This window comes from Haladaptatus rarus (genome assembly GCF_054177585.1).
On sequence record NZ_JBPEHG010000004.1, the window covers coordinates 145,130 to 164,041 of the forward strand.

19 protein-coding genes are annotated in these 18,912 nt (G+C 60.6%); 8 read left to right on the forward strand and 11 right to left on the reverse strand.

Features of this window, described 5'->3' with window-relative positions:
* Positions 1–267: 267 nt before the first annotated feature.
* Positions 268–945 carry an IS6 family transposase gene (locus tag ACR3FE_RS11875; protein WP_458207345.1) on the reverse strand — a complete coding sequence of 226 codons (678 nt, stop codon included), beginning with the start codon at positions 943–945 and terminating at the stop codon, positions 268–270.
* A 72-nt stretch (positions 946–1,017) separates the two neighbouring features.
* On the opposite strand from ACR3FE_RS11875, the gene ACR3FE_RS11880 reads away from it, so the two are divergent.
* Positions 1,018–2,352 (forward strand): RNA-guided endonuclease InsQ/TnpB family protein, encoded by a 1,335-nt coding sequence (locus ACR3FE_RS11880; protein WP_458207346.1) that lies wholly within the window; start codon positions 1,018–1,020, stop codon positions 2,350–2,352.
* 33 nt (positions 2,353–2,385) lie between these two features.
* On the forward strand, positions 2,386–2,643 hold the full coding sequence (locus tag ACR3FE_RS11885; RefSeq protein WP_458207347.1) for a putative quinol monooxygenase: 258 nt from the start codon (positions 2,386–2,388) through the stop codon (positions 2,641–2,643).
* A gap of 62 nt (positions 2,644–2,705) precedes the next feature.
* On the opposite strand, the gene ACR3FE_RS11890 is transcribed toward ACR3FE_RS11885, so the two are convergent.
* Positions 2,706–3,482 carry a nucleoside phosphorylase gene (locus tag ACR3FE_RS11890; RefSeq protein WP_458207348.1) on the reverse strand — a complete coding sequence of 259 codons (777 nt, stop codon included), beginning with the start codon at positions 3,480–3,482 and terminating at the stop codon, positions 2,706–2,708.
* Between the two features lie 221 nt (positions 3,483–3,703).
* Between ACR3FE_RS11890 and ileS the strand changes: the two genes are divergently transcribed.
* Positions 3,704–6,898: an isoleucine--tRNA ligase gene (gene ileS, locus ACR3FE_RS11895; RefSeq protein ID WP_458207349.1), complete on the forward strand. Its 3,195-nt coding sequence runs from the start codon at positions 3,704–3,706 to the stop codon at positions 6,896–6,898.
* Positions 6,899–6,986: 88 nt separating this feature from the next.
* Here the strand turns inward: ileS and ACR3FE_RS11900 are convergent, their stop codons facing one another.
* The 3 genes from ACR3FE_RS11900 to ACR3FE_RS11910 all read right to left on the reverse strand — a co-directional run bounded on the left by ACR3FE_RS11900 (position 6,987) and on the right by ACR3FE_RS11910 (position 9,109).
* On the reverse strand, positions 6,987–7,763 hold the full coding sequence (locus tag ACR3FE_RS11900) for a TrmB family transcriptional regulator (RefSeq protein WP_458207350.1): 777 nt from the start codon (positions 7,761–7,763) through the stop codon (positions 6,987–6,989).
* Positions 7,764–7,843: 80 nt separating this feature from the next.
* The gene (locus ACR3FE_RS11905; RefSeq protein ID WP_458207351.1) at positions 7,844–8,131 is read right to left on the reverse strand and encodes a HalOD1 output domain-containing protein; all 288 of its coding nucleotides are present in this window, start codon (positions 8,129–8,131) and stop codon (positions 7,844–7,846) included.
* A gap of 123 nt (positions 8,132–8,254) precedes the next feature.
* Positions 8,255–9,109, reverse strand: coding sequence for a ribose-phosphate diphosphokinase (locus ACR3FE_RS11910; RefSeq protein WP_458207352.1), 855 nt, complete (start codon positions 9,107–9,109; stop codon positions 8,255–8,257).
* A 194-nt stretch (positions 9,110–9,303) separates the two neighbouring features.
* Here ACR3FE_RS11910 and ACR3FE_RS11915 point away from each other — a divergent pair, with 194 nt between their 5' ends.
* Positions 9,304–9,789, forward strand: a complete 486-nt coding sequence (locus ACR3FE_RS11915) for a hypothetical protein (protein WP_458207353.1) — start codon at positions 9,304–9,306, stop codon at positions 9,787–9,789.
* Here ACR3FE_RS11915 and ACR3FE_RS11920 read toward each other — a convergent pair.
* Complete coding sequence (locus tag ACR3FE_RS11920) at positions 9,786–10,553, reverse strand: HVO_0234 family beta-propeller protein (protein ID WP_458207354.1); 768 nt, start codon at positions 10,551–10,553, stop codon at positions 9,786–9,788. The two genes, ACR3FE_RS11915 and ACR3FE_RS11920, sit on opposite strands and share 4 nt — an antisense overlap.
* Positions 10,554–10,690: 137 nt before the next feature.
* Here ACR3FE_RS11920 and ACR3FE_RS11925 point away from each other — a divergent pair, with 137 nt between their 5' ends.
* Positions 10,691–11,920 carry an MFS transporter gene (locus ACR3FE_RS11925; protein ID WP_458207355.1) on the forward strand — a complete coding sequence of 410 codons (1,230 nt, stop codon included), beginning with the start codon at positions 10,691–10,693 and terminating at the stop codon, positions 11,918–11,920.
* Positions 11,921–11,967: 47 nt separating this feature from the next.
* On the forward strand, positions 11,968–13,332 hold the full coding sequence (gene glmM / locus ACR3FE_RS11930) for a phosphoglucosamine mutase (RefSeq protein ID WP_458207356.1): 1,365 nt from the start codon (positions 11,968–11,970) through the stop codon (positions 13,330–13,332).
* On the opposite strand, the gene ACR3FE_RS11935 is transcribed toward glmM, so the two are convergent.
* From ACR3FE_RS11935 to ACR3FE_RS11955, 5 genes are all read right to left on the reverse strand, one after another.
* On the reverse strand, positions 13,329–14,444 hold the full coding sequence (locus tag ACR3FE_RS11935; protein ID WP_458207357.1) for a DUF7118 family protein: 1,116 nt from the start codon (positions 14,442–14,444) through the stop codon (positions 13,329–13,331). The genes glmM and ACR3FE_RS11935 overlap by 4 nt on opposite strands.
* 1 nt (position 14,445) lies before the next feature.
* The gene (hisI, locus tag ACR3FE_RS11940; RefSeq protein ID WP_458207553.1) at positions 14,446–14,841 is read right to left on the reverse strand and encodes a phosphoribosyl-AMP cyclohydrolase; all 396 of its coding nucleotides are present in this window, start codon (positions 14,839–14,841) and stop codon (positions 14,446–14,448) included.
* Positions 14,842–14,959: 118 nt separating this feature from the next.
* Entirely contained in the window at positions 14,960–15,241 is a 282-nt protein-coding gene (locus ACR3FE_RS11945; protein WP_458207358.1) for a GYD domain-containing protein, read from the reverse strand.
* A gap of 106 nt (positions 15,242–15,347) precedes the next feature.
* Complete coding sequence (gene upp, locus ACR3FE_RS11950) at positions 15,348–16,025, reverse strand: uracil phosphoribosyltransferase (RefSeq protein WP_458207359.1); 678 nt, start codon at positions 16,023–16,025, stop codon at positions 15,348–15,350.
* 116 nt (positions 16,026–16,141) lie between these two features.
* The gene (locus tag ACR3FE_RS11955) at positions 16,142–17,395 is read right to left on the reverse strand and encodes a GTP-binding protein (RefSeq protein ID WP_458207360.1); all 1,254 of its coding nucleotides are present in this window, start codon (positions 17,393–17,395) and stop codon (positions 16,142–16,144) included.
* A gap of 133 nt (positions 17,396–17,528) precedes the next feature.
* On the opposite strand from ACR3FE_RS11955, the gene ACR3FE_RS11960 reads away from it, so the two are divergent.
* The gene (locus ACR3FE_RS11960) at positions 17,529–17,825 is read left to right on the forward strand and encodes a DUF7990 family protein (RefSeq protein WP_458207361.1); all 297 of its coding nucleotides are present in this window, start codon (positions 17,529–17,531) and stop codon (positions 17,823–17,825) included.
* A 1-nt stretch (position 17,826) separates the two neighbouring features.
* Entirely contained in the window at positions 17,827–18,801 is a 975-nt protein-coding gene (locus tag ACR3FE_RS11965) for an ArsA family ATPase (protein WP_458207362.1), read from the forward strand.
* Positions 18,802–18,912 lie beyond the last annotated feature (111 nt).

The window sequence follows — 18,912 nt, forward strand, 5'->3', positions numbered from 1 at the left end:
CTGATTTCTCGGCTCGATACCTTTCCTGCTGATTGCTGCTCGGTCGTCGAGCTGTTTATCGTGGCACTGTCTGAACACCGTGACGGATGACTTACCAACTCGTGAGACACGAAGTCGAGGATTACACAAAGACAAGGAGAAAGCCCACGACTTCAGTCGAGAGATGAATCCGACAATACACTACAGAAACCACGTCTAATAGCAGTTTGAGTCTCCAACGCCAATCCATACCTTTACAAAACAACAATTCGTATAATTGGGCACTGTCTAGTTTAGCTCCTCCTCGACAGGTGTTCGATTGTCGAGCGATTGGTGGGGTCTCTGATGGTTATAGTAATGCACAAATTGTTCAAGCCACTGCTGGACGCTCGGTTGACTGCCTACCCACGACGTATAAAAGCGGTCGATGCGCTGTTTGAGCGTGTGAAACCATTTTTCGATCAGGTTTCGCTCTGTGTAGTTGAGCCGACCGCTCAATCCAATTCGAAAGAGGGCAGTCCGATATCCGTAGCCATCGACGAGAAACACTGCATCCGAGAGATCGTGTTTCTCGGCCAAATCAGAGAGGAACGCAGCCGCTTGATCAGTGCCATGCCGATCAAACACGTCGATACCGAGCAGCAACTTTGTTTCAGTATCTATTGCAGCGTACACCCAAGACCACTCGCCGTTAATCTTGACAGCGGTTTCGTCTACCGCGACCCGCGTCGGCGTCGCCGACGGCGGGTCGGAGACGCTGTCAGCCAGCCGATACACCCACTGAAAAATCGCTTGATGTGACCGTTCTACGTCGAAAATCCCTAAAATTGCTTTTGTCTCTCTGAGAGAACAACCGGTCGCATGGAGCCGGACGGCGAACGCCCTGACGGGCGTCGCCGTCCGCTCGTTCTCCCAAGTTTCTTCTAAATCCGCGTCTAGGTCTTCATTGAGCAGGTTTGCGAGCATCTCTAGGCAAGTTACTCAACAACCTGCTCATTCCTCAAGTTGGCTCAACTAGACAGTGCCTATAATTGGTTGATGAAGCGAACCAACCAGTTCAACGTCCGCCCACGCTCCGAGAAGGAGCGAGCGGTGTTTGTCCGCTGGTTGGACGCTTCTGCAAGTCTCTGGAATGAGACCAACTACGCTCGCCGCCAAGCCTTCCTCGAAGACGACGAAAACGTCTGGGACGCCGACACCGGCAGTCTCGAAGGTAAGTACAAAGGTGTTCTCAGCAGTTCGGTCGCCCAACAAATCATCCGCAAGAACAGCGAGGCGTGGCGGTCGTTCTTTAAACTTAACGAGAAGTACCACGCTGGAAAACTCGATGAGAAACCCTCGCCACCAGGATACTGGGGCAACGAGGAAAACGGACGGGTGCTACGAACCTACGTCCGCAACGACCAGTACACCATCGAATTCGGAAAGCGATCCCGGCTCGAAGTCCCGATTGGCTCCGAACTCAAAGACGAACTCAAATTGAATCGGAACCAGCGTCTTCGAGTCGACGTGTCGGGCGACCCAAAGTGGAGTGGCGAACAGAACCGGTTAGAACTCGTGTACGACGAAACCGCCGAATCGTTCAGGGCTTTCCAACCAGTCACCATCGGCGATTCTCGACTGGATTCACCACTGGCTTCCCACGAAGCCGCCTTGGACGTTGGCGCGAATAACCTCGTCGCCTGCACAGTCACAACCGGCTCACAAATCCTGTACGACGGACACGACCTGTTCGAAGAGTTCCGCGAAACCACCAAGCGAATCGCGTACTATCAGTCGCTCCTCGACGACCAGCGCAAGACCAGCACACGCATCGACCGCCTGTATCGCAACCGCACGAACCGCCGCAACCACGCCCAAAACGCGCTCGTTCGTGACCTCGTTGAACGCTTGTACGACGAGGGCGTTTCAACGCTGTCCGTTGGCGACATCAAGGATGTTCTCTCGACGCACTGGTCACCGCGTGTGAACGAGAAAACGCACAACTTCTGGGCGTACCGCCGATTCATCGATCGTCTCGAATGCGTCTGCGAAGAGTACGGCATCGCGGTTAAGGAGGAGTCTGAGGCGTGGACGAGTCAGAAGTGTCCCGAGTGTGGTGATAGAGCAGACACGATTCGCCACGGGGACTCGCTCACATGTCCGTGTGGCTTCGAGGGTCACGCTGACCTCGTAGCGTCGGAATCGTTCTTGAGACGGCAGACTAACGCGGTTGGGTCGATGGCACGGCCCGTGTACCTCAAGTGGACCAATCACGATTGGCGGGAAGACCATAGCCCGCCCTCCATCGCGGAGACAACGGCCAACGAGGAGTACACAAACCAGAGTACCGCTATAAGTGGGAATGTCGCTCTCGGGGACTCAGACGACTGAGACTCCCATGAGAGGAATCCCACGACTTCAGTCGTGGGTGGATGTCAAGACGCGTGGCGAACCTACTTCGACGAACACGGCCCGACTCGCGAGGACGGAGCGAAGGGCGGGCAGGTGTTCCGGACGAGCGACGACCCGAACGAGGTCGTGGTGTTTGTCGAATGGGATTCAAAAGCAGCTGCCAGAGCGTTCGTGGAATCGGGCGAGACGCCAGAAGCGATCGAGAAGTCGGGTGTCGTCGGCGAACCGGAGGTGCTGTTTCTGGACGACACGGACGAGATAGAGATCTGATTCGGAGTCGGACGAGTCCGGTCTTGAACTACCGATCAGTGCAACGAGAAACTCTGGAACCGTCAGTCCATGTAGGACACGAGAATCTCCGTTGCAGTGTCGCCGAGACGCTGCATATCCTCCGTCGTCAGGTGGAACTTCGGCTCCCAGTCGGCAAGCCCGAGGTAATCACTGATGACGAACATCGACCCCGCCTCCACGCCACGATGGGCGGCGACCGCGAACACTGCAGAAGCTTCCATCTCGACGGTGAGAACGCCCTCGTCAGCGTACTGTTCGACTTCTGCTTTCGTCTCCCGGTAGATGGCGTCGGTCGTCCACGAGGGACCAACGTGAAACGGTTCGTCGCGGCGCTCCAGCAATCGCGTCATCTCGTTCGTAAGCGATTCGCTGGCGTGTGCGTATTTCTCGGATTCGACGTAGTGGTGTGACGTGCCCTCGTCACGGATGGCCTTCTCGCAGACGATGAAATCACCCATCTCGATGGACTCGTCGAGACAGCCCGCGAATCCAATCGAGAGGAACGCTTCGACGCCATCCGCGATGAGTTCGTCCATCAGCATCGCGGTCGTCGGGGCGCCCATGCCGAAGTTTCCGAGGACGCCGACGGTGTGGTCCGTCTCGTCGAAGACGTAGAGTCTGCCGTAGTAGTGGCCGACCTCCTGCCCATCGTAGGTCTCGACGAAGTAGTCCATCAGCCCCCGACTGTAACAGAGGATGACCGCTTCCGGGGGTTGTGTCACCTCTCTCTCGCTTCTCGCTTGCTTGTAGTCCGTATGCTTCTGGGGCGTGACGAGTGGGTCTGCCTCGTGTTTCTGCGGGAGGTTCGGAAACGTCATCTCTCAGGGAAGGTACAGATAGCGCAGTAATGTGTTTTTTGCAGGAGTGAGAGGTGGTGTCAACCCACTCGCCCGAGAATAAGTTCCTGCTCGGCCAGCGAGAACCGCTCGATCATCCAGCGGCTAACCACCACCTGCCGGGGAGAGGTTCGCCGGGGTGCGGACTACAGGTCGACTGCATAACCGAACTCACTTTATTGCCGGGAGCACTCACATCGCACATGAGCAGATTCGAGGAAGTAGACGACCAGTACGAACCACATTCGGTCGAAGACCGAGTGTTCGAGTACTGGGACGAGGTGAACGCCTATCAGAAGACGAAGGAGAACAGGAAGGGTGCGGAGCGATTCTTCTTCGTGGACGGCCCACCGTACACCTCCGGTGCCGCGCACATGGGGACGACGTGGAACAAGTCGCTGAAGGACGCCTACATCCGGTATCTCCGGATGTCCGGCTACGACGTGACCGACCGCCCCGGCTACGACATGCACGGCCTGCCCATCGAGACGAAGGTCGAGGAGCGGATGGGCTTCGAGAACAAGAAGGACATCGAGGAGTTCGGGATGGAGAACTTCATCGAGGAGTGCAAGAAGTTCGCCAACGACCAGCTCGATGGTCTCCAGGACGACTTCAAGTCCTTCGGCGTCTGGATGGACTGGGACAACCCGTATAAGACGCTCAACCCGGAATACATGGAAGCCGCGTGGTGGGGATTCCAACGGGCACACGAACGCGGTCTCGTGGAGCAGGGGATGCGCTCCATCAGCCAATGTCCACGCTGTGAGACCGCCATCGCCAACAACGAGGTGGAGTACGAGAACGTCGAAGACCCCTCCATCTACGTGAAGTTCCCGCTCCGCGACCGCGAGGGAAGCCTCGTCATCTGGACGACCACCCCGTGGACCATCCCGGCGAACACCTTCGTCGCGGTGGATGGCGAGTTGGACTACGTCGGCGTCGAAGCCCGAAAAGACGGCGAGAGCGAAGTCCTCTACGTCGCCGAGGAGTGCGTCGAGGAAGTCCTGAAAGAAGGCCGTTACGAGGACTACGAGGTCGTCGAAGCGGTCACGGGCGAGGAGATGGTCGGCTGGAAGTACGACCATCCGCTGGACGAAGACGTGCCGGAACACCCGGCAGGCGAGGGGACACTGCAGGTCTACACCGCCGACTACGTCGAAGCCGACCGGACGGGACTCGTCCACTCCGCACCCGGCCACGGTGAGGAGGACTTCAATCGCGGGACGGAACTCGGTCTCGACATCTTCTGTCCCGTCGGTGGCGACGGTGTCTACCACGAGGAAGCCGGAGCGTACGCCGGGCAGTTCGTCAAGGACGCCGACGACGACATCATGGCCGACCTCGATTCGAACGGCCATCTGCTCTCGTCTGGCACCGTGACCCACAGCTACGGCCACTGCTGGCGCTGTGACACGGGCGTCCTCCAGATCGTCACCGACCAGTGGTTCATCACGGTCACCGACATCAAAGACGAACTCCTCGACAACATCGAGGACAGCGAGTGGCATCCACAGGAGGCCCGCGACGAGCGGTTCTACAACTTCGTGGCGAACTCGCCGGACTGGAACGTCTCGCGCCAGCGCTACTGGGGTGTCCCCATCCCCATCTGGACGCCCGCGGACGGCTGGGACGGGAGCATGGACGACGTAGTGGTCGTCGGCACGCGCGAAGAACTCGCCGAACAGGTCGACCAGGACGTCGACCCCGAGGAGGTCGACCTCCACCGGCCGACGGTCGACGATCTGACCATCACGAAGGACGGCACGACCTACACCCGCGTCCCCGACGTGTTCGACGTGTGGCTCGACTCCTCCGTGGCGTCGTGGGGCACCCTCGACTACCCGGGCAACGAAGACGACTTCGAGGAGTTGTGGCCCGCCGACCTCATCATGGAGGCCCACGACCAGACGCGCGGCTGGTTCTGGTCGCAACTCGGCATGGGAACCGCCGCACTCGGCGAAGTGCCGTACGACGAGGTGCTGATGCACGGCTGGGCGCTCGCAGAAGACGGGCGTAAGATGTCGAAATCCATCGGGAACATCGTCGCGCCGGAGGAGGCAATCGAGCGCCACGGCGCAGATCCGATGCGCCTGTTCCTCCTCTCGCAGAACCCGCAGGGCGAGGACATGCGCTTCTCGTGGGACGAGATGCAGAACATGCAACGAAGCCTGAACATCCTCTGGAACGTGTTCCGGTTCCCGTTGCCGTACATGCGTCTCGACGAGTTCGACCCGGATGCGGTCGACGTGAAAGACGCCGACCTCGAACTGGTCGACGAGTGGCTGCTCTCGCGGCTCCAGACCGTGACGGCAGAGATGACCGACCAGTGGGAGGACTACCGCCAGGACCGGGCGCTCCGCGCCCTCCTCGACTTCGTGGTCGAAGACGTCTCGCGGTTCTACATCCAGGTCGTCCGCGAACGCATGTGGGAAGAAGAAGACAGCGCGAGCAAGCAGGCCGCCTACGCGACGTTCTACCACGTCCTCCAGCGGGTGGTCACACTCCTCGCCCCCTACGCCCCGTTCGTCAGCGAGGAGATCTACCAGAACTTCACGGGCGACGACGGTGTGGACAGCGTCCACATGCTCGACTGGCCCGAACCGGACGAATTCTGGCTCGACGAGGAGATGGAGGCCGACGTGTCGGTGCTCCGCGCCGTCGAGGAGTCGGGTGCGAACGCCCGCCAGCAGGCAGAGCGGAAACTCCGCTGGCCCGTCTCCCGAATCGTGGTGGACGCAGCCGACGAGCGCGTCGTTCGCGCCGTCGAGAACCACGGCGATCTGCTGGCTGATCGGCTGAACGCCCGCGAGGTCGAACTGGTCGTCCCGGACGAGCAGTGGGGCGAACTCGCCTACAGCGCAGAGGCAGACATGAGCGTCCTCGGCCCGACCTTCGGCGACGACGCCGGACGAGTGATGAACGCCCTCAACGAGGCACGCGTCACCGAACCCACCCTCGCCGCGCTCGAAGGAGCGGTCGAGGACGCACTCGGTGAGGCAGTCGAGTTGGACGACGAGATGGTCGAGTTCGTCACGCAGACGCCCGACGACGTGACCGGCGCGACGTTCGACGTGAACGGCGACGAACTCGGCGTCGTCTACGTCGATACGGCGCTCACGGAGGACATCGAGAGCGAAGGCTACGCCCGCGAGGTCATCCGCCGCGTACAGGAGATGCGGAAGGATCTGGATCTCGACATCGAGGAAGGCATCCGCCTCGAACTCGATGTCCACGACGACCGCGTGGCCGAACTCGTAGATCGGCACATGGAACTCGTAAAAGAGGAGGTTCGCGCAGAGAGCGTCGGATCGGTCGAAGACGGCCATCGCAAGGAGTGGGATGTCGAAGGCGTCGAGATGGCCATCGCCATCTCTCCACTTGCGGGCGCACAGGCGTAGAGATTCGACCGCGAACGAAGTTCTCGTGAGCGGGTCATCGAACCTTCGACGGCGCACTCTAACGAAGTGAGAGCGCGACGAAACCGCCTCACCCCGTCGTGTCCGAATCGGCTTCGTCGGGGATTCGATGTGAGAGAACCGCCTTCAGAACGACGACGAGACTGTTCTTTTCCCCGGTGCCCCAGAGCGCAGTTTCCTTCGAATCGATCAGGACGCTGACCAGCGTCGTCCCCCGGTCGATCATCAGCAGTCGGCTTACGGCCGTCTCGGACCATTTCCACGGCGAATGGAAGATGGTGGCATCAAGTGTGTCGGCATCGACTCGCTCCCGGAGTCGCGTCGAAATACCGTCGAGATAAATGTCGATGCCAGCATCGCCCAGTTCGATCAGTTTTGCGGCCGTGTCGTCGGTGAGCAGTTCGTCGGTACAGATATAGACGACCTCATCCGTCGCTTCGTCCAGAAACTCCTGAACGCGATCTTCCACCGATTCCTGGCCCGTGGCCGTCCAAACACCGGGTTGTTCGCGGCTACCGCGTTCGACTGGTTGGAGTTCGGAGAGCAGGTCGGACAGATGTTCGATGCTCCCTTCGTACCGTCGCTGGAACTTTCGCACGCTCGTATCACGTGAGACGGCCCAGAACTTCTGTGGAGACCCGTACTGCACGTCCACCAACCCCCGGTCGTGCAGCTGGTCGACCGCGTCGTACACCCGTGTTCGGGGAACGTCGGAGACCTCACTCACGTCCTTCGCTGTCCCCTCACCCAACTGTAAGAGTGCGACGAACGTCCGGGCCTCGTACTCGGTCAGTCCGAGTTCGGTGAGGAGTTCGACCGCTTCACTCTCTGTCTCGGTAGCATCCATTCGAACGAAGTAAGGGAGACAGGGATATGTCATTAGCGGCTCGTTGTCATCGCGATCGAGAGAAAGAAACCCTGAGTGGTTTACTCGTCCCGTTCGATGACGAACGACCCATCCGCATCGACAGTTACAGAGAATTCACTGTACGCGAAACGGACGTGCCCGTCACTACGCGGTGTTCCATCGAGACGAGAACTAAACAGAGCGTCGAGCGAATCCGGGTTCACGGCATCGTACAGTGGCGGCGTGTTCACATCCGTTAGCTCGTCTAGTGCCGCTGCGATACTCGTGCTGGGAGCGGGAACGTCTCGGTCGCCCCACTCTCCTTCGTAGACTATCCGCCCGTCGGAGGGATTCGAGTTCTGAGTCATGGGTCAAGAGCAGGTGTCGTCTGCCACACCTGTGTGATCGATACACCATACTGTCCGGACGACTATGAAGGTTTTGTGATTCTGCGAGTGAACGGCTGATGAGCACGTTTTCGAGCGAATGGCTCAGGATCGAAGTACATCTGCAACGACGGGTGCGACCGACACCTGACTCACTGCTCGCTCGATGGTGTCGGTGCCGTACACCGCCTCGACACCGGCCTGTGCGAGCTTCGTCCGGGCGTTTCGCGCGAGCATGGGGTGGACGCAGGTGACGAACACGCGCCCCACGTCACGCTGCTGGAGGAGGGAGACGGCTTCGCTCATGGTCGATCCGGTGGCGATGATGTCGTCGGTGACGACCACGTCGCGCTCGGTCACGTCGGTGTCGCTGGGCGTAATCTCGACGTTCGTCCCCGAGAGGCGCTTCTTTTCGAAGTAGTCGGTCGCACCGCGACCGTAGGCGTCACGTACCGTCTCGGCGATATCGAGTGCGCCGTCGTCCGGCGAGAGAAAGACGGGGTCGGTCAGGTCGTCGGGAAGTGGTTCGGCGAGCTGTCCGGCGGCGTCCACCGGTTCGGCGGGGACGTCGAAGAAGTCACAGACAGCGTCCTCGTGAGGATTGACGGTGAGGACGCGGTTGGTACCCGTGCTGATGGCGCGAGCGACGGCACGAGCGGAGATGGGATGGCCACGTTCGAACGCTTTGTCTTGACGGGCGTAGCCCATGTAGGGAAGGACGGTGACGATTTCCTCGGTCCCCCATTCACGGGCGGCGTCCTGTAACTGGAGGAGTTCGAGATGTGCATCGCTCGAGACGGTCGACGCGACGACGATAGCACGGTCGTTCTCGAAGTCTGGCGCACTGGCGAGCAGTTCGCCGTCCGGGAACGACCGGTACTCCACGGACGCAAGCGGTTCGTCCAGTTCCTCGGCGAGTGTGGCCGCCAGAGACTGCGAGGCAGACCCACTGAGTATCATACGAGGAAACTGGATACCCCAGGTTAAACTCGTTTTCACTCGCCGGTCTGCGCAGGTACGGCCCGACGACGGTTCCTCACCAGACCGGTATCAAATCGATCCTATAAATCGATATTGAATCAATGAATAGTGTACATATTTCGATCTAATACAATTCGAATTTTATTTATGATATAACATCATAGTAACGGTCGATGGTCTCGGTAACGCGGCTCGCTGTCAACGTGTCGCCGACGGTAGACGAAAACGACCTCACACCGGCCGAGACAGGTGTCTTGAACCTGCTTGCCGAAGGTCGGTGTACTCCTGCATACGTCGCCGGTGAACTGGCAGTTCAATCGGATACAGCCAGAGCCACGCTCGATCGATTGCGCCGGTACGGCGTCGTCGAAAAACCGTATCGTGGTCTCTACGAACTCCAGCTCGACGAGAGAGCAGACGACGCGGGTCGTCGAGAAACGGAGACGCTCCTCGTGGACGTTCCGTTCGAGGACGACGAGTTCTCGCCGGTCGAACGAGGCGTGTTGAACCTCCTCGTCGATGGTCGAGGAACACCTGCTTTCCTCGCACGGGAACTCGGCGTGACACAGGAATGGGTCAAAGACCGCCTCAGCGACCTCGTTCGTCTCGGACTCGTCCGGAAAGTCCACCGTGGACTGTACGAATTCGACGTCGATTAGCGAACGGCGAGTGCGGCAACGCCAGTCAGGCCCAGATGGCGACTTCGCCAATCGTCGCCGACCGTCGCCAGAAACGTTCCAGACTCGGTGACGACGTACACGCCGTCACCGAACGCGACGTCTGCGATCGGTTCGTCGACCGGGAGTGAAACCGCTCGCCAGTCGTCGCCATCTCGAGTGAAAAGCGTGTCGTCGGTCGCGGCGTATGCAGCATCGGGTATGGCGCTCACGACACGATAGTCGCCCGGTGCGGCGTCCATCCAGCCGTTGCCCAGCCAGTAGAGACCGTCACCGGTCGCGGCGAGTGGAATCCCGGCGGTCGAAACGTCTCGGACGTCGTCCAGTCCGACGTGCTGGACACCTTCGCCCGTGACCTGATAGACGCCGTCGGCGGTCGCCACCATATCGCCGTCGATGGCTCGCACGTTGGCGACCGAACCCAGTTCGTGCCACCGGCCATCGTAGCGAGCGATTCGACCGTCCTCACCTGCCACGAGCAGGTCGTCACCGTCGAAACCAACGGCGACCGCGGCACCGAATCCGAGCGAGGAGAACTCGCCGTCGAGAACGTCCTCATCGGTGGCGATTGCGAGGTGTCCGTCCCTTCCTGCGACATCGCGGGCGACACAGCGATGTGCGATGGAGAACTCGCCGACGATGTCTGCAGAGACCTCGACGCGGGCGACACCGAGTTCGGAGGCGACGTGAACCGTGGTCGTCTCCTCCCTGTCTCCGTAGACCCGTTTCTCGTCGATACTGCTCATACACGAGTGGGGGACGCGAACCGAAGAAAGCGTTCGGGTTCGACCAGTACGATGAAGCGCTCGGGTTCCCGATTATTACGATTCGGTTCTGTCGTTCATAACACTATTTTTATCGGTTATCTGAGTCGGTTGAGGTGATGCGCTTCGAACGACCGCCGGGAGCAGTCCTGAAATACTACGGCTACAAGTCCACGAAAGCGGTGGAGTTCTACCGCCCGATCATGTATCTCTACTTCCTCTCGCTCGGGCTAGATTTCACTGCGATCGCCATCCTCGAAGGCATCTACAACGTTACGACGCTTCTCGGGGAGATTCCGACGGGGTACGTCGGCGACAGGGTCGGTCGGAGGAACAGCCTCCTCATCGGGACGACCATCATCACGCTGACGCTCGTCGGAATCGGGTTTGCGGGGTCGTTTCTCGAACTCGCAGTGTTGTACGCCTGCTGGTCGATGGGGTACAACTTCCGGTCGGGAAGCGACGATGCGTGGCTCTACGATACGCTCACCGACGAACTGTCCACAGATCAGTTCGCCCACGTCCGAGGACGTGGACAGGCGGTCGCCCTGCTGGTCGGCGCCGTCGGGAGCATCGTCGGTGGCTATCTCGGGAAGGTAGACCTCGCGTACCCATTTCTGGTCGCGGCGAGCGTGACGGGTATCGGTGTCCCGATACTGCTCAGCATGCGCGAACCGGCGAGTTACGAAAAGAGCGAGGCGGACGAACTCGGGATGCGTGAGGCACTGGGCGTCATCGGACAGACGCTTTCACAGACCAACCTTCGGGCGTTCGTTATCTACTACTTCGTGCTCTTCTCGGCGGTCTCCTATCTCGTCTTCATGTACGTTCAGCCGGTGCTCGAAATCGTATTCCCGCAGGTCGGTGTTCCGCGCGGGCAGGTCGAGCCACTGCTCGGGTGGTTCTACGCAGTGATCAGCCTCTTTTCGGCGGGATTGAGCTACCACACCGGAACGATTCGAGATCGGATCGGGATTCGACAGTGGTTCCTCGTGATCCCGTTCGTCGTCGGCATCGGCCTCGCCGCGCTCTGGGTGGTGCCAGTGCTGGCGATCCCTGCGTTCCTGTTCGCGCGTGGCATCGCGGAGACGACGCGCTCGCTCGCGTCCCAGTACGTCAACGACCGGATCGAGACACTCGGACGGGCGACCGTACTCTCCGCACTCGCGATGGTGAGTTCCGTGACGGTCATCCCCTTCCAACTCGGAAGTGGCTTGCTCTCGGACGTAACCTCTCCGTTGACCGCGCTCGCGGTCGCTGGCGGCGTACTCGTCGTCGGGTCGCTCGCCGTTCTCGGGTGGGAGTCACCGATCAAATCGGCCACGGGGCGACCGACTGAGGCGGAGTAGCACCAGTATTCGGAATCTCTTTGAAGACAGAAACCTCAACCCCGAATATGAAGGTGTTCGGGTCGAGCGGAACTCGAGGGGTTGCAAACGACGAGTTGACCCCGGAGTTCGTGCTCAAGATCGCGAAAGCGGCGGGGACGGTCTGGCGTGCCGACCGCGTCGCCCTCGCTCGGGACACGCGGGCCACGGGCGACATGCTCGCGGACGCCGCCGCTAGCGGCCTGGCGAGCATCGGGGCGGACGTAGACCGCCTCGGCATCGTGCCAACGCCCGGCGCGCAGGCGTACGCCGAGCGCGAGGGCATTCCTGCGTTGATGATAACCGCGAGTCACAACCCACCGGAGTACAACGGCGTGAAACTGATCGGCGACGACGGCATCGAACTCGCCGTCGGAAGCTTAGAGCGCGTCGAGGGGAAGTTCCTGACCGAAGCGTTCGACGAAGTACGCTGGAGCGAGACGGGACACAGCGACCACATCGAGGACGCCCGCGATTGGTACGTCTCGCAGTTGCTCGAATCGATAGACAGAGAGAAGATCGCCGCCGCGAACCTCACCGTCGCACTCGACCCCGGACACGGCGCAGGGTCGCTCACCTCCCCCGAATTCTTCCGCAAACTCGGTTGTTCGGTCGTCACCGCGAACAGCCAACCCGATGGCCACTTCCCCGGTCGCAACCCCGAACCGATCCCGGAGAACTTAGACGACCTCGGACGATTGGTCGAAGCGAGCGATGCAGACGTCGGAATCGCACACGACGGCGATGCAGACCGCGCCATCTTCTACGACGAGAACGGTGAGTACATCGAAGGCGATGCGACACTCGCCGCACTCGCCGCCGCCCAACTCGAACCGGGTGACGCCGTCGTCTCCGCGGTCAACGTCTCCCAGCGTCTCGTGGACGTCGCCCACGAGACGGACGCGACGCTGGAACTGACACCGATCGGGAGCACGAACATCATCACCCGAATCCGGGAACTCCAGGATCAGGACGTGCCGGTTCCCGTCGCTGGCGAGGGCAACGGGGGGATCTTCTTCCCGAACTACCGGCTGACACGCGACGGCGCGTACACCGCCGCGAAGTTCCTCGAGCTGCTGGTCGACCACCGCGCCAGCGAAGTGGTCGCGCCGTACAACGGCTACCACAACGTCAGAACGAACATCTCGTACATGACCGACGCCGAACACGACGCGCTGCTCGCTGCCGCCGAGCGGAAGGCAAACGAGTCGGACGCAACGCTGAACGACCGAGACGGTTATCGGTTGGATTTCGGCGATGCGTGGGTGCTCGCACGACCCAGCGGGACGGAGCCGATGGTTCGAATCTACGCCGAGGCGCGTGAACGTCACCGCGCCGAGGAACTGGCTGACGAGATGGAAGATGCACTCAGGCTGGCGAAAGCCAGCACCTAACGCTCCGAGAAGTCGTCGAGCGCGTCGGTCAGGGTTGATTTTCGGTCGCGCGCCCGTTGCAGTTCGTCAGCGACAGCCCCGCGAGCGAGTCGGTCGCGCTCATCGTCGGTCAGCTCCGAACGCGCTTGTGCAGCGGTCCGGAGGCGGTCGAATCGAACTTCGTCGTGCGTGAATCGCTGTACCTCGCGGAATCGTGCGACCGTCTCTGGCGGTGCGAAGCGGTCTGCAACCCGGATGGCCTCCTCACACCACCATCGGAGTTCGTTGGCAGGCGCTGGTGGCCAGCCGATGGTGAGTGGTGAGCCATCGAGACGATCGAGATACGTCTTGTTCGTGGCGACGGTTCGCTTCAGGGCGTTCGGGTCGTCGATGTAGTGGTCGAGTTTCGACCGAGAGTAACGGGCGAATTCGAGCAGTTCGGGGATCGATTTCTCTCCGGCCTCGCGCTCTCGCACGTACTTCCGAAGCTCGTCGGGCGGTGACTCGAAGTCGACCAGCGGATACTGTTCGGTCGCGGTGAGGAACTCGACCACCTCACGAGCACTGGCCTCGCGTTTGAACGCACGGAACGCCTCGGTGACTGCTCCGTCCGCGGCCTCGATGGGTTCTCGAAGCTCCTCGGTCGGTGCGTCCAAGTCGGCAGCACCGAGTTCCTGGAGGCGTTCGAGGGACGTGATCTGTTCGTCCAGTTCGGTGATCCGCCGGGAGACATCGTGGCGAGCGTCACGATACCGCTCGTATGCGGCCCGGCGTTCGTCCAGTAGCGTCGCGACCTCGCCAGCGGGTTCGAGTGCGGCACGCGCGTTCTCGAAGTCGCGTTCGCTCAATCGGCGCTTGTCGATGGCGTCTTCGGCCCGTTCGAACGTCTGGCGGACGGGGAGGTCGTCCGGGAGATTCTCCACGAGGTCGGCGAAGGTACCTTGAAACTCCACGAACGACTTGAAATCGCCGGTTCCGGTCGCCTTGCCTTCGTATCGGTCGAGGAGACTCGTCGCGCGCTCGTAGGCGTCCGCGACCGCTTCGACCTGCGCCTCGCCGTACTCCGATATCGCGGCCTCGGCGTCTCGACACGCTTCGTCTGCGTTCTGGAGGTCGGTGAGTACGTCGCTCATATCACTCGTAGGCTTCGTCCGGGTCGAACACTTTCTCACCGACGACCTCGGTTTCGGCGGTGGTCTCGTCCGGCATCGAATCGAGTCGGCGGTAGAAACAGGATTCGTAGCCCGTGTGGCAGGCCCCGCCCTCCTGTTCGACACGATAGAGAAGAGTGTCGCCGTCACAATCGACGCGAACCTCGACGACGTGCTGGACGTGGCCGCTGGTGCCGCCTTTCTGCCAGAGTTCGTCCCTGCTTCGGGAGTAGTAGTGTGCGAGGCCGGTCTCGATGGTCTTCTCGACTGCCTCGGGCGAGACGTAGGCCAACATGAGCACGTCGCCGCTATCTGTATCCTGCGCGATAGCGGGAAGCAACTCGTGTTCGTCGAACGCGAGCGCGACTTCCTCGGTCATGGTTGGGCGAAGGAGTTCGGGTGGAATATGCTTTTTCGCTCGTCGATCGGAGAGAGCGACGTTCAGCCCGGTCGGTGGGTTCACGGTACAGCGGTTGTGGCGTGTGTCCACGAAACTATCAGTCATCGACGAGTTGGGCGAAGTCGTCGACCGGGATGATCTCCATCGTTTGCATGTCCATCCCGTGACTCTCGACCGCGACACCCGCCTTGAACGCAGCATCTCTGTCCGGCGCATCGAAGATGAGCAGATAATCGTACTCGCCGAGCACCGCGTAACTCCCTTCGAGGTAGACGCCGAACTCCTCGAATTCGAGACGGATATCGCCCCAGACAGACGCTAGCTCCTGGACGTTCTGTATCTGTCCGCGGATATCGACGAGTGCACCGTACTTTGCCATAGCATGCTATGGACGGGTTCTGTATGAAAAACGGTTTTCACCAATGTCTCAAAAGAGCCGCCGCATTCCGGGAAAAGTCCGGTCCCGGAACACCGCAGTCGAACCCTTACGTCGTCCGGAACGCGCGGTCGCCAGCGTCGCCCAGACCGGGGACGATGAACCCGTCCTCGTTCAGGTGGTCGTCGATGCTCACCGTCAGGAGGTCGGCTTCGGGGAACTTCTCGTGGACGTTGAGGAGGCCGTCGGGGGCACTGACCGCGGAGAGGACGAAGAAGTTCTCCGGGTCGGGCTGTTCGCGGAGCACCTCTTCGAGGACGGCACACATCGTGCTGCCCGTGGCGAGCATCGGGTCGGCGACGATGACCGTGTCCTTCTCGGTAATATCGGGGAGTTTCACGTAGTCGATGGTGATGGGAAACTCACCGTCCTCGTCCATGCCAGCTTCCTCGTCACGCCCGGCGCTGATGACGCCCTGTTTGGCGCGGGGGAACGCCTTCAGCAACCCCTCGACGAACGGTGTCGCAGCACGGAGGACGTTGATGATGACCACGTCGTCCAGTCCTTTGACGCGCTCGCCGGTCGTCTCGGTCAGTGGCGTGGTGATGGACACGTACTCGGTGTCCATCGCGCCGTCGATGATCTCGTAGCCGCAGATGCGCCCGAGTTTCACGAGACCTTTGCGGAAGCCAACCTGCTCCGTCTGCTCGTCTCGAATCTTCGAGAGGGTGTCTTTCGCCATGGCGTGCGTGATGAGGTGAGCATCTCCTCGTTTTTCGATGGTCATATGCGATTCGTGCGTGGCAGGGGGCTATAAGCTAACGATACGAGCGAAGCATCGGCGAGCACTGACACGGCAACACTGGGCATTCACCGAGACGAATCGCGGGCACACTCCACGACTTACTCGCCGAACGTCAGCAGTCCGTCGTCCGACTCTGGAAACGGATTCTCGAACGCAGACCAGTCGTCGTCCATCTCAGCGTCCGTCAGCAGGCAGTCGTCGAGCGACGCGACCAGCGATTCCGCTTCGACGTCGGTGCCGATGAAGACGAGTTTCGTCTGGCGGTCACCCCATTCCTCGTCCCAATACAGCTCGGAACGGTTGTCACGGTAGAGCTTCTGGTCGATCTCGGGAAGGCTGGCGATCCACCGCCCCGTCGTCTCGACGCGGGCGAGCGAACCGGCGTGGCTGTACTGGAGTATCCGGTCGTCACGCCCGGCCACCCAAAACGTCCCTTTCGCACGGACGACGCCATCCGGAAGCGACTCGAAGAAAGCGGTCAGGCGTTTCGGATGGAAGGGACGCGTCCGTCGGTACGCGACCGAGGAGACACCGTACGTCTCCTCCGGGTGGCGATGGTGGTGTGAGTGTACCTCGTCGTGGTCTACGTGCTGGTGCGCATGGTCACTGTGGTCGCTGTCGCCGTCGTGGTCGTCAGTGTGGGCCATCGCGCGCTTCCACCCGGCAGAGTCACTGACTTCGTCGAGATCGAACAACCCTCGTTGGAGGACTTTCTCCGGCGGAACCTGCCCGTGTTCGGTTCGAATCAGTTCGGCTCGTGGTTGGAGTGCGCGGAGCGTCGCCTCGATCTCGTCCAGTTCGTCGTCATCCACGAGGTCACATTTGTTGAGCAAGAGCACGTCACAGAACTCGATCTGTTCGATGACGAGGTCGGACAGCGGGCGCGTCTCCCCGTCTTCGGTCTCGGTTCGCTCGACAGGCGTGTCGCCACCGAAGAAGTCACGGAATTGGCGAGCACTCACGACGGTCACTGTGGTGTCGACGTCGTAGCGGGCCGCCGCCCGCGATTCCGTCGTGAACAGGCGTGCGACCGGAGCGGGTTCGCTGATACCTGACGACTCGACGACGAGGGTGTCGAAGTCCCACTCACGGGCGAGACGACTGACCTCGGTTCGGAGGTCGTCCTGTAGCTCACAGCAGATACAGCCGTTCGAGAGTTCCGCGACACCGTCCTCTGCGGTGAGTTCGGTTCCGTCCTCTATCAGCTCGGCATCGACGTTTATCGTCCCCATGTCGTTGACGAGCACCGCGATTTTTGTCTCGCTCTCGGTCAAGAGGTGGTTCAGCGTCGTCGTCTTGCCAGCACCGAGGTTACCGCTCAAGATCGTAACCGGGATTCGACCCTCACTCATTTGCAATCCCGTCGCACGTACTACTCCGTCTTAAGCCTGACCGCGAGAGCGCAGAAAAGTCACCGAATGGACGAGAAATGGAGGGGTAGCGGCCACCCGGCCACTTAAATAGCGAGAAGGGTACTATGGTAGTATGTCACTAGCAGATAGGATCGAGACGTTCCGTCGGCACGTCTCGGAGTGGCTTCGCGGTCTCTATCACGGGATGATCTCTCATCCGGCCTACGAGTTGATAGAGAAGGAGGCCGAGGACGTCGAAGACGAATTCATGCTCGCGTGTTTTCCCGACGTGTTCGGCATCCCGAGTCCGGTCTCCTACTATACGGCGGAACTCCTCCCCTACCTGACCGACGAGTTCGAGGCGTGGGAACGGCGGATGTGGGACCGCGAATCGCTCATCGAACGCAAGGGACAGCAGTACCACTTCTAACATGGAGAAATTCGTCTTCTTCGGCGGCAAAGGCGGCGTCGGAAAGACGACCGTCTCCAGCGCCTACGGGCTGAAATGTGCCCGCGCAGGCATGAAGACGCTCGTCGTCTCGACCGACCCGGCACACAGCACCTCGGACGTGTTCGACCAGCAGTTCGGCGACGAACCCGAACCTGTCGACGAGTACGAGAACCTGTGGGCGATGGAGATCGACCCCCAGCAAGAGGTCGAAGACCATCTGATGGAGATAAAACGGTCAATGGGCGACCAGGTGAGTCCGGGGATGGTCAACGCCATCGACCGCCAGATCGAGATGGCACATCAGACGCCCGGCGCGCACGAATCCGCGCTGTTCGACCGTTTCGTGGACGTGATGCAGAACTCGGAGGAGTACGACCGCGTCGTCTTCGACACCTCGCCGACCGGCGGGACGCTCCGACTGCTCTCGCTCCCGGAGTTCCTCGAAGGTTGGATCGACCGCTTGCTTCACAAACGCCAACGGAGCATCGACCTGTTCGAGAAGGCCGCCATCGGCGACCGAGAACCCCGTCGAATGGTCGATGGCGACCCCATCATCGCCCACCTGCAGGAACGAAAAGAGTTGTTCGAGTTCGCTGGCGAGATGCTTCGCAACGAGGCTGCCTTCTTCCTCGTCCTCAATCCGGACGAGCTATCGATCCGCGAAACCGGGCGCGCCATCGAAGAACTGACCGAGTCCGGACTCGCGGTGTCCGGACTCGTCATCAACAAGGTCACACCGGAACCGGACGACGACGAAGACGGTCGCGGGGCGAGATATCTCCGTGAGCGGTGTGAAACCGAACGCGTACGAATCGAGCATATCCGGTCGTCGTTCGACGAACCGGTAGTTGCGATCATCGAGTCTCGCGTCGAAGAAGTGAAAGGAACGCTCCTTGCAGATGTGGCAGACGAGTTAGACGTAACGGTCGAAACGACACCAAAATCTGCCGGTTAAATGTCAAAAACAAGGAGTCATTGCCGGAGAAAAGAGGAATTCAAACCCGTCATACTGCCAAGAACTGAAGGAACACTTATTGTCTTTCGTCATTCTCTATGCCATGGGGCA

Bases quoted from the DNA above. Each gene is read 5' to 3' on its own strand.
- ACR3FE_RS11900 (WP_458207350.1), bottom strand. From the start codon at position 7,763: ATGGATGCTACCGAGACAGAGAGTGAAGCGGTCGAACTCCTCACCGAA.
- ACR3FE_RS11910 (WP_458207352.1), bottom strand. From the start codon at position 9,109: ATGATACTCAGTGGGTCTGCCTCGCAGTCTCTGGCGGCCACACTCGCC.
- ACR3FE_RS11875 (WP_458207345.1), bottom strand. From the start codon at position 945: ATGCTCGCAAACCTGCTCAATGAAGACCTAGACGCGGATTTAGAAGAA.
- glmM (WP_458207356.1), top strand. From the start codon at position 11,968: ATGAAGGTGTTCGGGTCGAGCGGAACTCGAGGGGTTGCAAACGACGAG.
- ACR3FE_RS11905 (WP_458207351.1), bottom strand. From the start codon at position 8,131: ATGACTCAGAACTCGAATCCCTCCGACGGGCGGATAGTCTACGAAGGA.
- ACR3FE_RS11965 (WP_458207362.1), top strand. From the start codon at position 17,827: ATGGAGAAATTCGTCTTCTTCGGCGGCAAAGGCGGCGTCGGAAAGACG.
- ACR3FE_RS11920 (WP_458207354.1), bottom strand. From the start codon at position 10,553: ATGAGCAGTATCGACGAGAAACGGGTCTACGGAGACAGGGAGGAGACG.
- upp (WP_458207359.1), bottom strand. From the start codon at position 16,025: ATGACCATCGAAAAACGAGGAGATGCTCACCTCATCACGCACGCCATG.
- ACR3FE_RS11915 (WP_458207353.1), top strand. From the start codon at position 9,304: ATGGTCTCGGTAACGCGGCTCGCTGTCAACGTGTCGCCGACGGTAGAC.
- ACR3FE_RS11890 (WP_458207348.1), bottom strand. From the start codon at position 3,482: ATGACGTTTCCGAACCTCCCGCAGAAACACGAGGCAGACCCACTCGTC.
- hisI (WP_458207553.1), bottom strand. From the start codon at position 14,841: ATGACCGAGGAAGTCGCGCTCGCGTTCGACGAACACGAGTTGCTTCCC.
- ACR3FE_RS11925 (WP_458207355.1), top strand. From the start codon at position 10,691: ATGCGCTTCGAACGACCGCCGGGAGCAGTCCTGAAATACTACGGCTAC.
- ACR3FE_RS11960 (WP_458207361.1), top strand. From the start codon at position 17,529: ATGTCACTAGCAGATAGGATCGAGACGTTCCGTCGGCACGTCTCGGAG.
- ACR3FE_RS11935 (WP_458207357.1), bottom strand. From the start codon at position 14,444: ATGAGCGACGTACTCACCGACCTCCAGAACGCAGACGAAGCGTGTCGA.
- ileS (WP_458207349.1), top strand. From the start codon at position 3,704: ATGAGCAGATTCGAGGAAGTAGACGACCAGTACGAACCACATTCGGTC.
- ACR3FE_RS11955 (WP_458207360.1), bottom strand. From the start codon at position 17,395: ATGAGTGAGGGTCGAATCCCGGTTACGATCTTGAGCGGTAACCTCGGT.
- ACR3FE_RS11880 (WP_458207346.1), top strand. From the start codon at position 1,018: ATGAAGCGAACCAACCAGTTCAACGTCCGCCCACGCTCCGAGAAGGAG.
- ACR3FE_RS11945 (WP_458207358.1), bottom strand. From the start codon at position 15,241: ATGGCAAAGTACGGTGCACTCGTCGATATCCGCGGACAGATACAGAAC.